General features: G+C 36.6%; 16 protein-coding genes. 4 read left to right on the forward strand and 12 right to left on the reverse strand.

Annotated elements, in window-relative coordinates; translation table 11 throughout:
* Positions 1–65: 65 nt before the first annotated feature.
* Positions 66–443, reverse strand: a complete 378-nt coding sequence (locus R2Q77_RS09600; protein WP_316803505.1) for a hypothetical protein — start codon at positions 441–443, stop codon at positions 66–68.
* 169 nt (positions 444–612) lie between these two features.
* Here R2Q77_RS09600 and R2Q77_RS09605 point away from each other — a divergent pair, with 169 nt between their 5' ends.
* Complete coding sequence (locus tag R2Q77_RS09605) at positions 613–1,311, forward strand: endonuclease V (RefSeq protein WP_316803506.1); 699 nt, start codon at positions 613–615, stop codon at positions 1,309–1,311.
* Here the strand turns inward: R2Q77_RS09605 and hemF are convergent.
* The 4 genes from hemF to R2Q77_RS09625 form a co-directional block, all read right to left on the reverse strand.
* Positions 1,308–2,201, reverse strand: a complete 894-nt coding sequence (gene hemF / locus R2Q77_RS09610; RefSeq protein ID WP_316803507.1) for an oxygen-dependent coproporphyrinogen oxidase — start codon at positions 2,199–2,201, stop codon at positions 1,308–1,310. The genes R2Q77_RS09605 and hemF overlap by 4 nt on opposite strands.
* A gap of 150 nt (positions 2,202–2,351) precedes the next feature.
* Entirely contained in the window at positions 2,352–3,581 is a 1,230-nt protein-coding gene (locus R2Q77_RS09615) for an MFS transporter (RefSeq protein ID WP_316803508.1), read from the reverse strand.
* 102 nt (positions 3,582–3,683) lie between these two features.
* Entirely contained in the window at positions 3,684–3,896 is a 213-nt protein-coding gene (locus R2Q77_RS09620; protein WP_316803509.1) for a coproporphyrinogen III oxidase, read from the reverse strand.
* Positions 3,897–3,973: 77 nt separating this feature from the next.
* Entirely contained in the window at positions 3,974–4,282 is a 309-nt protein-coding gene (locus R2Q77_RS09625) for a phosphoribosylpyrophosphate synthetase (protein WP_316803510.1), read from the reverse strand.
* A 79-nt stretch (positions 4,283–4,361) separates the two neighbouring features.
* On the opposite strand from R2Q77_RS09625, the gene R2Q77_RS09630 reads away from it, so the two are divergent.
* The 3 genes from R2Q77_RS09630 to R2Q77_RS09640 all read left to right on the forward strand — a co-directional run bounded on the left by R2Q77_RS09630 (position 4,362) and on the right by R2Q77_RS09640 (position 7,081).
* Positions 4,362–4,847, forward strand: a complete 486-nt coding sequence (locus tag R2Q77_RS09630) for a DUF4442 domain-containing protein (RefSeq protein WP_316803511.1) — start codon at positions 4,362–4,364, stop codon at positions 4,845–4,847.
* An 11-nt stretch (positions 4,848–4,858) separates the two neighbouring features.
* Positions 4,859–5,488 carry a helix-turn-helix domain-containing protein gene (locus tag R2Q77_RS09635; protein ID WP_316803512.1) on the forward strand — a complete coding sequence of 210 codons (630 nt, stop codon included), beginning with the start codon at positions 4,859–4,861 and terminating at the stop codon, positions 5,486–5,488.
* 180 nt (positions 5,489–5,668) lie between these two features.
* A complete protein-coding gene (locus R2Q77_RS09640; protein ID WP_410479258.1) occupies positions 5,669–7,081 on the forward strand; it encodes an MATE family efflux transporter in 1,413 nt (470 codons plus the stop codon).
* A 450-nt stretch (positions 7,082–7,531) separates the two neighbouring features.
* On the opposite strand, the gene R2Q77_RS09645 is transcribed toward R2Q77_RS09640, so the two are convergent.
* The 7 genes from R2Q77_RS09645 to R2Q77_RS09675 form a co-directional block, all read right to left on the reverse strand.
* The gene (locus R2Q77_RS09645; RefSeq protein ID WP_316803513.1) at positions 7,532–8,266 is read right to left on the reverse strand and encodes a hypothetical protein; all 735 of its coding nucleotides are present in this window, start codon (positions 8,264–8,266) and stop codon (positions 7,532–7,534) included.
* A 65-nt stretch (positions 8,267–8,331) separates the two neighbouring features.
* Entirely contained in the window at positions 8,332–9,030 is a 699-nt protein-coding gene (locus R2Q77_RS09650) for a pseudouridine synthase (protein ID WP_316803514.1), read from the reverse strand.
* Positions 9,031–9,093: 63 nt separating this feature from the next.
* Positions 9,094–9,996, reverse strand: a complete 903-nt coding sequence (locus R2Q77_RS09655; RefSeq protein WP_316803515.1) for a histone deacetylase — start codon at positions 9,994–9,996, stop codon at positions 9,094–9,096.
* Positions 9,997–10,857, reverse strand: a complete 861-nt coding sequence (locus R2Q77_RS09660; protein ID WP_316803516.1) for a bestrophin family protein — start codon at positions 10,855–10,857, stop codon at positions 9,997–9,999.
* Positions 10,858–10,869: 12 nt separating this feature from the next.
* Positions 10,870–12,162, reverse strand: a complete 1,293-nt coding sequence (gene kynU / locus R2Q77_RS09665; RefSeq protein ID WP_316803517.1) for a kynureninase — start codon at positions 12,160–12,162, stop codon at positions 10,870–10,872.
* Between the two features lie 230 nt (positions 12,163–12,392).
* Positions 12,393–12,881, reverse strand: a complete 489-nt coding sequence (locus R2Q77_RS09670) for a pyridoxamine 5'-phosphate oxidase family protein (protein ID WP_316803518.1) — start codon at positions 12,879–12,881, stop codon at positions 12,393–12,395.
* A 60-nt stretch (positions 12,882–12,941) separates the two neighbouring features.
* Positions 12,942–13,547 (reverse strand): DNA-3-methyladenine glycosylase, encoded by a 606-nt coding sequence (locus R2Q77_RS09675; RefSeq protein WP_316803519.1) that lies wholly within the window; start codon positions 13,545–13,547, stop codon positions 12,942–12,944.
* Positions 13,548–13,549 lie beyond the last annotated feature (2 nt).

Genomic DNA, 13,549 nt, shown 5'->3' on the forward strand with positions numbered 1-13,549 from the left:
ATTAGCCAAATAATGTTGGAATGGTCAAACCTGCAAGAGAAAATTGTCGATGCTTCAAATATGTTTTAAGGCCTGAGTAATATATCTTTTTGCTGATTCCAGGCGCTGTTGGCCTTTTCCATATAATCGTTTAACTTTTTCTGCTCTTCTGCTGGCAATTTTTCTTTTAATTCAACCGCCTTCAAAATCCAGGAGGAAAAAGATTTATTTAAATTCGGCAGTAGTCCTTTCTCTTTTTGGTTTGCCGCAAAAGCCAATTCATTATAAAGAGCATTAAACTCTTTAATGTGTTTATTTACAGCTTCATTCGTAAATTCGGGAGTTAATATAGCAGCTTCAGCATAATAATTTCTGCTATAGCCAGTTTGTTTTTCCTTGCAGGCTGTAAAGAAAAAAATACCTGCAAGTGCAAATATTGAAAAGAAGCTCCAGATGTTTTTCATGTCGATCAAATTTTACATTTTAATATTAGTCATATTTGCCAATATATTTCTCAATTCCTTACATTCGTTGAGAAGAAATTCATAAACGTATGGATTTTAGTATTTTTTGCTGAAACGAATTTTTAATATTTGATGAACTATTATAGCCCGCGATTTGTTATCAGGTTACATGTATGATCATTTTACCTTTCCCGAAGCTGATGCCTTACAAATTGAATTGGCTAAAAAACTTGTCTTTACGCCACTTAAAGAAATAAAGACCATTGCGGGCGCTGATATATCTTTTGATAAAGGCAGTTCAACCATGTACGCCGGAATGGTTATTTTAAGCTTTCCTGAAATGATTATTCAGTCTTATGCACTCGAAACTTACGAAACAACTTTTCCCTATAAACCAGGATATTTAGGTTTTAAAGAGGTGCCTGCTTTATTAAAAGTTTGGGATTTAATCCCGGTTAAACCAGATGTATTGGTATTGGATGGTAATGGCATCCTCCACCCCAGACGTATGGGCGTGGCATCACATTTTGGCGTATTGGCAAATCAGCCAACCATTGGATGTGCAAAAAGCATTTTATATGGAGAAAATCACCTGCCGGGAAAATCAAAATACAGTTATACTGAAATTAGAAGTTATGGCGAAACTTTAGGCTATGCTTTAAGAACCAAAGATCATAATAAGCCTGTTTATATATCGGCAGGGCATTTAATTACTTCCGAACAAGCTTTGGCTGTATTGAAAAAATGTATTGGAAATTACCGCATACCAGAGCCTACGCGGGTTATACATGATTTGGTAAATGATTTTAGAACCGGTAAACTAAAGGCTGGTTTTCATATTAAAAACCAGCCTTTAACTTTATTTTAAATCCAGTTAATGCCTTTTTTCAAAAACTGGAGCGTTTTATCTTCTGCTGAACCTTTTTCCGGCTGCACATTATAACCCCAATTGGCCTGCGGAGGTAAACTCATTAAAATAGATTCTATTCTGCCATTCGTTTCTAATCCAAATTTAGTTCCCGAATCGTAAACTAAATTAAATTCTACATATCGGCTACGGCGTTGAAATTGCCATTCTTTTTGCTTTTCCGTAAATTCTTTATCCCGGTTTCTATCAATCAGTTCCGTGTAAACAGGTAAAAATGTTTCACCTATGTTTATAGAGAAATCTAATATTTCAGACCAGGATAAATTTGTATTTTCAGGTTTCAACCTATCGTAAAAAATTCCACCTACACCCCGCGTTTCTTCCCGGTGTTTAATAAAAAAATAATCATCAGCATGGGTTTTAAATTTTGGATAAAAATCCGGATTAAACTCATCACAGGCATCTTTTAACTTGTGGTGAAAGAAACGGGCATCGTTTTCAAAAACATAGTGTGGTGTTAAATCTATCCCCCCACCAAACCAGCGTGTATGTTCGTTTAACTCAAAATACCTGATGTTCATGTGGATAATAGGAACTAAGGGATGATTGGGGTGTATAACAATGGAAACTCCGGTCGCAAAAAAATCTTCCTCAGTTACATTAAAAGCTTTTTTTACCGCTTCTGGAAGCTTACCATAAACAGCAGAAAAATTTACCCCGCCTTTTTCAATGATATTTCCATTTTGCATAATCCGAGTACGACCACCGCCCCCACCTTCACGCTGCCAAAGTTCTTCTTCGAATTTGCCTTTTCCATCTGCAATTTCTAATCCCCTGCAAATCTCATCCTGAATTTGCTGATATCTCTCTGCTACTTCTTCTTTAAACATGGCTCCTAATCTTTTGTAAAACAAATTTAAGGCTATTCACTTACCTATTTTTAATTAAGTTTAGATAGTACAATCTATTGACAGTTTAGGAAATTGTTTGGACAGAAAGACATCGGGCAAGCGTCTTTTTATTAAATTCTCGTAGCAAATCTATTCTTCGAGGTAATTTAAATCTTTGTTAAAACTCTCTTTCAATTGGCTGAGTGCAAAAACTGCAATAACCGTTAAAATGGCCATTAGTATAAAGCCAGCAGTAATATTACTGTATTTTTTGGCGAGAAAAAGAAATAAGAAATTAATTGGAATTAAAGCACCACGTACAAAGTTAGGCGCTGTAGTGGTTACGGTTGCCCGTATATTGGTTCCAAACTGTTCAGCAGCAATTGTTACAAAAGTAGCCCAATAACCAACAGAGAAACCCATAAATAAACATAAATAAATAAAGGTTTGACCGTTTAAGCCATAACTGGTTAGGTAAACAATTACACTAATTGCCGATAGAAGATGAAAAATAAATACCGTTTTTCTCCTCGACTTTAGTACTTGCGCCAATAAACCTGTAACTACATCGCCTATGGCAATTCCAAAATAGGTAAACATAATTCCGGTTCCGGCATTTAATGGTTCTGTTGAATGTAATTCTTTTCCAAACTCAGGCGAAAGGGTAACTAAAATCCCTACGACAAACCATAACGGAATGCCGATTAAAATACAATACAAATACTTTAAAAACCTTTTTTTATCGGTAAAAAGCATAAAAAAGTTTCCTTTTGATACTTCAGATGACTTTACTACATTTTTAAACATACTCGATTCAAATGTACCAACGCGTAATAAAAGTAAAAAGATCCCCATGCCACCACCAACAAAATAAGAAGTTTGCCAGGTAAAATTTTCCGAAATCAAAGTAGCAGCAGCAGCACCCAATAAACCTACGCCTGCCACAATCATAGTTCCGTAACCACGTTTTTCTTTGTCCATTGTTTCGGTAACCAAGGTAATGCCGGCCCCAAGTTCGCCAGCCAAACCAATACCTGCAATAAAACGAATGGTGGCATAGCTATTTACAGAAGTAGCAAAACCATTGGCAATATTGGCTAAAGAATACAATAAGATAGAACCAAAAAGTACTTTAATCCGCCCCAGCTTATCGCCCAGAACGCCCCATAACAGGCCGCCTAAAAGCAAGCCAAACATTTGCATATTGATAATGAAAATTCCGTTTTCTTTTAATCCAGCTGCAGAAACACCGATTTCAGTTAAGCTTTTTACACGTACTACAGAGAATAGTACCAGATCATAAATATCTACAAAATAGCCCAGCGCGGCTACAATAACTAAAAAAATTATATTACGATTGTTTGTGCTTTGGGGTTCCATTCTTTATTTGGTTATTTATAATTGCTGAAAGTACAAATTCATCCAAATAAAAAAAATAGATTTAAAATAAAAAAGTCCCGATAAAAACCGGGACTTTCCTGCCTACATTGGAGGCATTTTTTTTGTCGTATCAGGTGGCATCTTTTTGGATGTATCCATTGGAGTTGTTGTTTTTGAAGTATCCATTGGTGCCATTTTAGTCGAATCCATCACCGTACTGTCTGAAGAACCAGCCATATTTTTTGATGAATTGCATGCAGATGTGGCGATCATTAATGAGCCGGCAAAAGCAAGACTTAAGATTATTCTTTTCATAGTTTTTGTTGTTATTTATAGAAACTTAACAACCTTATAATCATTTGGTTTTATTTTTTTTTCAGCGCCAGGTAGGTTTATTCATAATGAACCTTTAATTTATTGAGTAATTCAGGAGAAACATTTTCGGCATAAACCCCATAAGCATCTACTAAAACGCCTTTTAAATTACCTACACTGGAGGAAATGGCATAAACAACTGCACTATCGGCAGGATCGGTCATTCCTTCAAACCGATAAACTTCGTCAATTTCAAACTCTTCGGGCATGAGGCGTAAATCTATCCCCTTACATTCTAAGCATTCAGATGTCAGGTTAAAATCTAATTCATAACCTCTTTTATCAAGGTCGGCAAGTGCCGCGGTAACTGTATCGTAAATATGCATAATCTAATTTACTAAAATATTACCTAAACATCATCTCTAAAACTTTAAAACCTGATAAAACTTTCTGATATTAGCCACTATGATCATTTCTCAAAATACCCTTAAATGGGTAATGCGCTTTTATCCACCTTTGTTCTTTCAGCGCATTTGGGTCAAAAAGTTCGACAACGAATTTAGAAGCTGTTCGGTTAAACTGAGTAAAAGCATTTGGAATAAAAACTATAATGGTTCTATTTTTGGCGGCACCATTTATGCCGCTACCGATCCATTTTATGCATTATTATTTGATCAGTTGATGCAAAGAAGGGGTTTTAAGGTTAGGGTTTGGCTAAAAAGTGCTTCTATACAATATTTAAAACCAGGGCGCTCTACCCTGTATTTTACCATTACCATTACCGACGAAATGATTGCCGATGCTGAACACGCACTTAAAACAGTTGGCAAATTTGTAAAAGCCTATCCAATGGAAATTACCAATAAAGATGGGGAGTTGTGTGCCACTGTGATGAACGAAGTATATATCCGAAACTTGCACCAGGGCGAAACGCCCAGGGTTGCTTATTAATTTTATGATCTATGGCTGGTATTAAGAGTTTAATTTTGCAGGGCGAAGGCGTTACCCTTGATTTTAAAAAAACCATTACCAATAACGAGAAAATAGCCAAAAGCTTAGTTGCATTTGCCAATAACCGGGGTGGTAAATTATTAATAGGTGTAGCCGACGATGGCACTATTAAAGGGGTAAAATCAGAAGATGAAGAAAAATACATGATCCTTAAATCTGCCCATCAGTTTTGTAAACCGGCTTTAGAGCCTTATTTTGAAGAAATTTATGTAGACAATAAGCTGGTGCTGGTTGCTAATATACCCGAAAGTGATACAAAACCTCACTATGCACTGGATGACCAAAAAAAATGGTGGGCATATATTCGCATTGATGATAAAAGTGTATTGGCAAGCCGGATAATTCTGGAAGTTTTAAAACAAGACCAAAAAAATGCCGGCGTTATGATTTCGTACTCCGATAATGAAAAAAAGTTAATGGAGTTTTTAGGCGAAAATGAACGGATTACATTAAAGGAATTGAGCAAGCTTTTACGGAGTTCTTACCGGAAGGCACAAAAAATATTGGTAAATCTTATTTTAACCAATGTCATAAAATCGCATACCACAGAAAAGGAAGAATTTTTTACTGCTGTTAAATAATATCTTTTTTATTGTGGTTTAAAAACCCGATTTTTGCGTAATTATTATTCTTTGTTCGTCATTCTGAATAACGCGAAAAATCTATAAGCTATCTTTAAATACCAGCTTTCCTTTTTAGCATTATTTTATCATTTGATTTTTCAGCTAAAGCTAAATGGCCTGGCGTACAACTGTATTTTAATGATTTTTTTTGAAACAACAAACACCATGTCATCTACTTTCTACACAAAATATAAATCGTATTATAAAGAAAATCTTCACCTGGCATTACCCATCGTCGGTTCTCAGCTTGGGCACACTCTTGTGCACATGGCAGATAGCATTATTGTTGGCCACTTTACCGATACGGAGCAACTTGCAGCCGTATCTTTAGTTAACAGCATATTTATGCTTGTGCTGGTTATTGGTTTAGGGATTTCTTATGGTTTAACCCCTTTAATTGCACAGGAAAACGGCAGGCAGAACCATAAAGAATGTGGAAGATTGTTGTCAAACAGTTTAATTATAAATGCAATAGTGGGCATTGTACTTTATATTTTGGTGCATTTTGGTGTTTTATTAATTATTGATCACCTGGATCAAACACCTGCAGTAGTAAAATATGCCAAGCCCTATTTAAGTTTATTGGCCATTTCCATTATCCCTCTGCTTATTTTTCAAACCTTTAAGCAATTTGCCGAAGGATTGGGTTTTACAAAACAAGCCATGTTTGTATCCATCTGGGGAAACCTGCTGAATGTAATCCTGGGGATTATTTTTGTAAAAGGAATGTTTGGCATAAGCCCAATGGGCGTTAAAGGAGTTGGTTTAAGTACTTTAATAGACCGTATTTTAATGGCTATCGTAATGACGACCTATGTTTTAAGATCGCAAAACTTTAAAAAATACTTAGTTAGTTTCAAAGCAACCTTCTTTGATAAAGTAAGGACATTAAAAATAATAAAAATTGGAATGCCCGTAGCCATGCAATACTCATTTGAAATTAGTGCATTTAGTGGTGCAGCAGTTTTAATTGGTACCATAGGCGCTGTAGAACAGGCAGCCCATCAAATTGCCATGAGTTTAGCCGCTATGACTTATATGATTGCAAGTGGCGTAGCCTCTGCTGCAACCATAAAAACCGGCAATAATTTCGGTAAAAACAACTTTGTTGATCTGCGCAAATCTGCTATTGCAAGTTATCATGTAATTTTAGCTTTTATGGCTGTAACAGCCTTAATATTCATCTTTGCCAATCAACTGTTGCCGTTTATCATTACAAACGATTTAGCGGTGATTAAAATTGCAGCACAATTGCTAATTATAGCAGGTTTCTTTCAGTTGTTTGATGGTACACAGGTTGTAGGTTTAGGTGTACTAAGAGGTTTGGGCGATGTAAATGTGCCAACTTTTATTACCTTTTTAGCCTATTGGGTAATCGGTATTCCGGTAGGATATTTACTTGGAATTACATTTGGATTAGGGGTAAACGGGATCTGGTATGGATTAACTTTAGGTTTACTAACTGCTTCTATCCTACTGTTTATACGTTTTCAAAACAAAACACGGAAGCTGAATAGAAATATGACCGAGCCGGCGATTGAAATGGTTTGAGTTAGTTAAATACGTTTCTATAATAAGACAGGGTTACAGTTAGATTGCATCCTTCTAAACTGAGTTCGATAATTAATTCTCCATTTTTGAGCCTAAGTCCTTTCGAGAAGGCTTTTTCAGCCGACGAAGCAATCTTTCCTGCAAGATAGATTGTTTCAGCTCGCTCAAGCCCAGCTTCGCCATAACGATCGCATAAAGAAATGTAGAACAAAGGATGTTAAAAACATCAATAATAATCGAACTCAGGTTTCTAATTATTGATTTGGAAATGTAAGCTTCAGTAAATGTGGCAGCTGTGGCCCCGCTTTACACTTTATCCCGATAAAGAATCGGAATGTCGTTTCAATCGGGTTTAGATACCAAGTTTCTTCTCTGAATATCCTGTCGCATTAGATTTGGAATGCCATCCTGGTTAAATAAACCCGATCGGCAGCAAGGAAAACTTATATATTATTTACCTCCGACATTAAATACAACACCTATAGTAAAGATAGAATTGCCGGCAGACATATATTTCCTGCTTTTTAAGCCAATATTACTGCTTGTGGTATATTGTAGCTGAATTACCTTACTCAAGGTCATACGAGTAAAGAAAACAGGTTCAAAAAAGATATTATCTTCCTTTGGCTGTAGCACACCATTCAGAAAAAACCGATCCATGTTTACGTGACTGATCCGCAAAGCCGTACCATAGTTAATGGGGAAATTTGTACCAAAAAGCTTTAAATTGTTTTTTTTCTTCGAACTGTAGTTAACCTGTATAAACGCTTTTCGGTAATCGATATCCTGCAATTCAGTGCTTACAACCACATCATGCTCAAAATCACGATAGGTAATATCGCTCCAACCCTTTCCAACTCCGCCATATATTTCGATAATCCGGTTGTTATCCGGACCAAAAGTATCAAAATATCCTCCACCAATTTCAATCAGTTTATGGTTAAAGTCTTTACTTCTTCTTTCATTGCTCATAGCCGACCCGCTAAAAAGAACTCCTATGTGATCTGAAACTGCATAAGCGCCATTAATACTGGCATTGCCTTTTAAGGAAATGTGTCCACCGCCACTAAACTCACCTTGTTTGCTTAACATAGGCGTATTAGGCACATTTGGCATATAAACTGAAGAACATCCGCTTGCAAAAAGTGCTAAAACCGGAATAATTAGACGTAAGGATTTTATCATAAATGCTATTTAAACAGAATAAAGGGCTAAATATTGTGTTAGAGCGATAGAAATTGTATTAAAATTTATCGGATTAATTTCGAATAATCAAGATTCATAAAATCCATTACCCTTTTAAATTCATGCTGAATATTAGCTTTAATGTGGATTTTTTCTTGTGTTACCGGGTGGGTGAATTTCAATTCAGAAGCATGCAAAAGCATAGTGGTCATCTCCCACTGTTCTTTAAAAAATTTATTCTGTTTATTGCAACCATGGGTTCTGTCACCAATAATTGGGTGTAAAATATGACTGAAGTGTTTTCTTAGCTGATGCATCCTTCCGGTTTTCGGGGTAGCTTCAATTAACGAATATCTGGAAGTAGCATGTTTGCCAAAAGCCACATTTACTTCAGCCCTTTGAAGGGTAATAAAAGAGGTAAAAGCATCCTGAATTGTTCCATTTTCTTTGGCCAACGGATAATCTATATCCATTGCATCTGCGGTAAATCCCCGTAAAATGGCTAAGTATTTTTTATCCACTTCGGCTTCCATAAACTGCTGATGCATAGCCTTCTCAGCATCTTTATTAAAAGCAAACAATAAGATGCCACCAGTTTTGCGATCCAGCCGATGTACAGGACTTACATGCCGCCCAACCTGATCTCTAAGCATTTGTAAAGCAAATTCGGTCGCATCACGGGCAATAGACGATTGATGAACCAATAAATCATGTGGTTTATTGATTGCAATTAGATGTTCGTCCCGGTATAAAATTTCAAGCATGGTTTTTAAAAGAACGCGAAGATAAGGATATTGCTTTAATTAGAAATAAAAGCGTTCATTCGCTTAGGTAAATAAATCAAAAGCCAATTTGTAGGTATTGCAATGTGCATCAACAATATCTTTAATATCAACTGAATAGCCTCCGCCCATGCTTACCTGTACCGGAACATTTTTATCAATGCATTTTTTTAAAACCATTCGATCACGTTCTTTGCAACCTGCTTTACTTAAAGCCAGCTTTCCGAGCTTATCTGTTGAAAGTACGTCCACTCCTGATAGATAAAAAACAAAATCAGGCTGATGGAGCTCAAAAATTTGGTTAAGGTTTCGTTCTAAAATCGGCAGATATTCATCGTCTCCGATTCCATCATTTAGCGCTATGTCTAAATCTGACTGTTCTTTTCTGAAAGGGAAATTCTTATCAGCGTGCATAGAAAAGGTAAATACCCTTGTCTCGTTTGTGAAAATTTCTGCAGTGCCATTTCCCTGGTGAACATCTAAATCTATTATTAATATACGGTTAGCTATTTTATTATTTAACAAATAGTTAGCAGCAATAGCCTGATCATTTAACAAACAAAAACCTTCGCCCCAATTACTACCCGAATGATGGGTACCACCCGCTACATTAAAAGCAATGCCATTGGCCATTGCATAGCCTGCAGCATCAATTGTACCTTTGGTAATCCGTAATTCTCTCTCTAATAATTGCGCCGTTAATGGAAATCCAATCCTCCTTTGCTCCCTTGGTGGCAGCGTTAAATCCCTAAGCTGTTCCCAGTATTCTTTTTGGTGGGTTAATAATACGATGTCTTCTGCCACTATTCCAGGACTAAATAGATTATCAACCTCAATTATGCCCTCATGCAATAACTGCTCCGGAATAAGTTCATATTTAAGCATCGGAAACCGATGCCCCACCGGTAGAGGATGTGCATATAGAAGATGATGCGCAATCTTAATCATTTAACCTAAAATCTCCTCTACGTGTTTTTCAATATTATTGCAGATTTCATCCACAGGCAGGTCGTTTGCATCTTCACCAAATGGGTTCTCTATTTCTTCAGCTATAAGCTCCAAACTCGCTAATACATAGAGGATAAAGGGAACAATTAAGACTAAAAAATAACCCAGACTAAACACCCATCCAATAGGCAATGTAATGACATATATGAAAATGAATTTTTTAATAAATGCACTGTAGGAATAGGGAATTGGGGTGTTTTTAATTCTTTCGCAACCTCCACAAATATCGGTAAACTGGTTTACGTCCTGCGTTAAAACAATCAGCTGTTCCTGCGAAATCAATTTACGCTCCAATAATTCGTACAATCTGGAAATCATACTACTCGCAATCTGGTTGGGAATATGTTTGCCGCTTTCCACTTCTATCAGGAAACTGTTTTTTCCAAAATATTTCTTCTCTCTTAAATGTTCTTTCAATGCAAAAGCATATTTAGGAATGCCGTATTCAAAAAATCTCACTTCTTCATCGGGAAGTTTGAGTGCTTTAATTTTCATAGAAAAATTTCGGCTAACATTGGTTAGGGAGCCCAACAGTTTACGGCCATCCCACCACCTGTCATAAGAAGTATTTGTTCTGAATACAAGCAACATTGAAATTACAAAACCTAATAAACTGTGCATCATACCTACATTGATCACATAACTGCTTTTAGAAAGCTGAAGAAAATGCAATTCTATATAAGCTACAGCGGCAGAAAAAAAGGCTACCCCTAACATAAGCGGCCATAACTTTCTAAAAGTATCTGCTTTATGGACGTGAAAAATAAAAGTAGACCAGTCTTTGGGGTTATAGTTAATCATCTTTTTATTTAATTAAATACCTAATATCGTTTTACTTACATGAAGAAGTGCTTTTCCGGTCAGAAATAGATCTTCATAAGAATTGTATAATGGGATTGGGCTTAATCTAATCACATCAGGCTCTCTCCAGTCGCCAAGGATGTAGTTCGTCATTAAACCATCAAAAACTTCCTTTCCTTTTTGTCTGGCAATAATAGAAAGCTGCGCGCCACGATCTTTTGAATCTTTAGGTGTGATTATTTTGTATTGTTCAAATCCTAAGTCTTTATTAACCTCATTTATAATAAATTGAAGATAATTAGTTAAATTGATACTTTTAGTTCTTAAAGGCTCAATAAAACCTGCTTTTTCAAAAATCTGAAGCGATGCATGATATAAAGCCATAGGCATAACCTGGGTGCAGCTTACCTGCCAGCCATCCGCACCTGCTTCGGGAACAAAGCCTTTTTCCATTTTAAATCTCTGGCTTTCCTGGTAACCCCACCAGCCCGCAAACCGATTAAAGGTGGTATCGGTAAAATGTTTTTCATGAACAAAAATCCCACTTATTCCACCCGGACCTGAATTTTGATATTTATAAGAACACCAACAGGCAAAATCTATATCCCATTCGTGCAACTTAACCGGCACGTTTCCTGCAGCATGTGCCAGATCAAAACCAACGATGGCGCCAACCTCATGTCCGGTTTTTGTAATTGCCTCCATATCGAACCATTGCCCGGTATAATAATTTATCCCGCCAAAAAGCACTAACGCCAGCTCATCACCATGTAACCTGATTTTAGCCTCAATATCTTCTGTTCTTAATGTTTCTTCGCCTTCCCGTGGAAAAACCTCTATAATTGCGTCTTCAGGTGCATAACCATGAAACCTAACCTGGCTTTCTATTGCATACTGATCTGAAGGAAACGCACCTCCTTCCATAATAATTTTGTAGCGATTGCCTTTAGGTTTATAAAAGCTAACCATTAATAAATGAAGATTAACGGTTAGCGTATTCATTGGACAAACTTCAGCAGGAGAAGCACCAACAATAGGCGCCATTAACTTTTTTAGCGCTTTATGGTAAAACATCCATGGGGTTTCGCCTTCAAACCAACCCTCTACAGCATGGTTTTCCCAGTTATCCAGTTGCGCAATTAATACTTCTTTTGCTACTTTAGGTTGCAAGCCTAAAGAATTACCACACAGATAGATAAATGGTTTTTCATTTTGGTTAGGAAAAAGAAATTGTGATCTAAATTCACGAAGCTCATCTGCTTCATCCAGTGCTTTTGCAAAAGCCAGGTTATTTTCAAAATTCATCGCGTCAATATTACAAAAAAAGCAGGTATTGTTTCCAATCCTGCTCTATAAACTTGTGTTCGAACGTTATTATTGACGTCTTTAAGTAAACCGGTTCTGTTTAGCATTTGTCCAACGCTTTTAACTTTTAATGATGATTAATCGATTGTATTTGCCGGGAGGATCCCCTTTACAAAGCCTTAAAGACAGGTTTAACTACCAAAATCGGGCTATAAGAATTTTAAACCAATTTAAAATTTCATCGTATCATGCTTACCCAGGTCTGGCTGCTCACCGGTAACCAAAGCTTTTAACGTACTAAAAAGCACAACGAGCTTAGACGATGAGGCATCCCAATATTCAGCCTCTTCAGGCGTAATCTTAATTAAAATCAACCTTGGATCTTCTATCCCGTCAGGAAACCATGCCTTAATAAATGGCGACCAATAAGCTTCTTTACGCACTTTATCATCAACAATGGATGCTTTACCTTTTACTGTTAAATAAGTATTTTTTGACGGGTCACTATAGGCAAGCAAAACATTGTTTTCTTTTGAAATTTCTTTTGATTTCGGCGAATATTCATTGGTGTAAAACCAAATACTACCATCATCTTCTATTTTGGCTGTGCCCATCGGGCGGCTTCCAAATTCATCGTTGGCCGAAAAAGTTGTAAACATGCAGATGCGCACACTTTCTGCCATTTCTTTAAGGATTGATATATTTTTTTCGTTTTTCATATTATTGGATCTTTAAATGAAAAACAGCATCCTGGCTAAAATGTTTCAATAAAATCCTCACTAAACCTTATTAGGTTTGCTTACGTACTTATTGCCTTTAACAAAAAAACGCCAGGGTAAAAGTGCATGTTCCTTTGCATAAGCAATACCTACCCGTGGGCCTGCCGCTATTTCTTCTTCCTTATAAGTAATTTGATGGTCTTCAATCCAAATTTCCATACCAGTTAAATCTTTGGTATTAAAAGATAAATTAATACCTAAAGCCTTTGCAGCAGAGCCGGGACCTGAAGAAACCGCTGGTTTTGAAACTGGCATATTTCGTCTTTCTTCAATAATTTCCAAACCATCAAGTGGTTGTATTGCCCGTACAAGTACAGCATGTGGATCGCCTAAAACAGAAGTAGTTATGTTAAAAAGATAATGAATGCCATAACACAGGTAAACATAGGCTTTACCGCCCTCTCCAAACATTACTTCGGTACGGTTTGTCCTTCTGCCGCCATATGCATGTGAGGCCTTATCCTTAACACCAAAATAAGCTTCAGTTTCGACTATAATCCCCGAAGTTACTTCACCATTAATTTGTGTATAGAGTATTTTACCTAAAAGATCTTTAGCCAACGCAACTACATCGTCATTTAAATAAAATTCGGGTTTTAACTTCAAGG

The sequence above is a fragment of the Pedobacter nototheniae genome, assembly GCF_032678625.1.
Taxonomy (GTDB): domain Bacteria; phylum Bacteroidota; class Bacteroidia; order Sphingobacteriales; family Sphingobacteriaceae; genus Pedobacter; species Pedobacter nototheniae_A.

Coding starts and splice junctions, on each gene's coding strand:
- R2Q77_RS09645 (WP_316803513.1), bottom strand. CDS start 8,266: ATGATAAAATCCTTACGTCTAATTATTCCGGTTTTAGCACTTTTTGCA.
- R2Q77_RS09650 (WP_316803514.1), bottom strand. CDS start 9,030: ATGCTTGAAATTTTATACCGGGACGAACATCTAATTGCAATCAATAAA.
- hemF (WP_316803507.1), bottom strand. CDS start 2,201: ATGTTTAAAGAAGAAGTAGCAGAGAGATATCAGCAAATTCAGGATGAG.
- R2Q77_RS09660 (WP_316803516.1), bottom strand. CDS start 10,857: ATGATTAACTATAACCCCAAAGACTGGTCTACTTTTATTTTTCACGTC.
- R2Q77_RS09655 (WP_316803515.1), bottom strand. CDS start 9,996: ATGATTAAGATTGCGCATCATCTTCTATATGCACATCCTCTACCGGTG.
- kynU (WP_316803517.1), bottom strand. CDS start 12,162: ATGAATTTTGAAAATAACCTGGCTTTTGCAAAAGCACTGGATGAAGCA.
- R2Q77_RS09615 (WP_316803508.1), bottom strand. CDS start 3,581: ATGGAACCCCAAAGCACAAACAATCGTAATATAATTTTTTTAGTTATT.
- R2Q77_RS09635 (WP_316803512.1), top strand. CDS start 4,859: ATGGCTGGTATTAAGAGTTTAATTTTGCAGGGCGAAGGCGTTACCCTT.
- R2Q77_RS09600 (WP_316803505.1), bottom strand. CDS start 443: ATGAAAAACATCTGGAGCTTCTTTTCAATATTTGCACTTGCAGGTATT.
- R2Q77_RS09670 (WP_316803518.1), bottom strand. CDS start 12,881: ATGAAAAACGAAAAAAATATATCAATCCTTAAAGAAATGGCAGAAAGT.
- R2Q77_RS09630 (WP_316803511.1), top strand. CDS start 4,362: ATGATCATTTCTCAAAATACCCTTAAATGGGTAATGCGCTTTTATCCA.
- R2Q77_RS09605 (WP_316803506.1), top strand. CDS start 613: ATGTATGATCATTTTACCTTTCCCGAAGCTGATGCCTTACAAATTGAA.
- R2Q77_RS09625 (WP_316803510.1), bottom strand. CDS start 4,282: ATGCATATTTACGATACAGTTACCGCGGCACTTGCCGACCTTGATAAA.
- R2Q77_RS09640 (WP_410479258.1), top strand. CDS start 5,669: ATGATTTTTTTTGAAACAACAAACACCATGTCATCTACTTTCTACACA.
- R2Q77_RS09620 (WP_316803509.1), bottom strand. CDS start 3,896: ATGAAAAGAATAATCTTAAGTCTTGCTTTTGCCGGCTCATTAATGATC.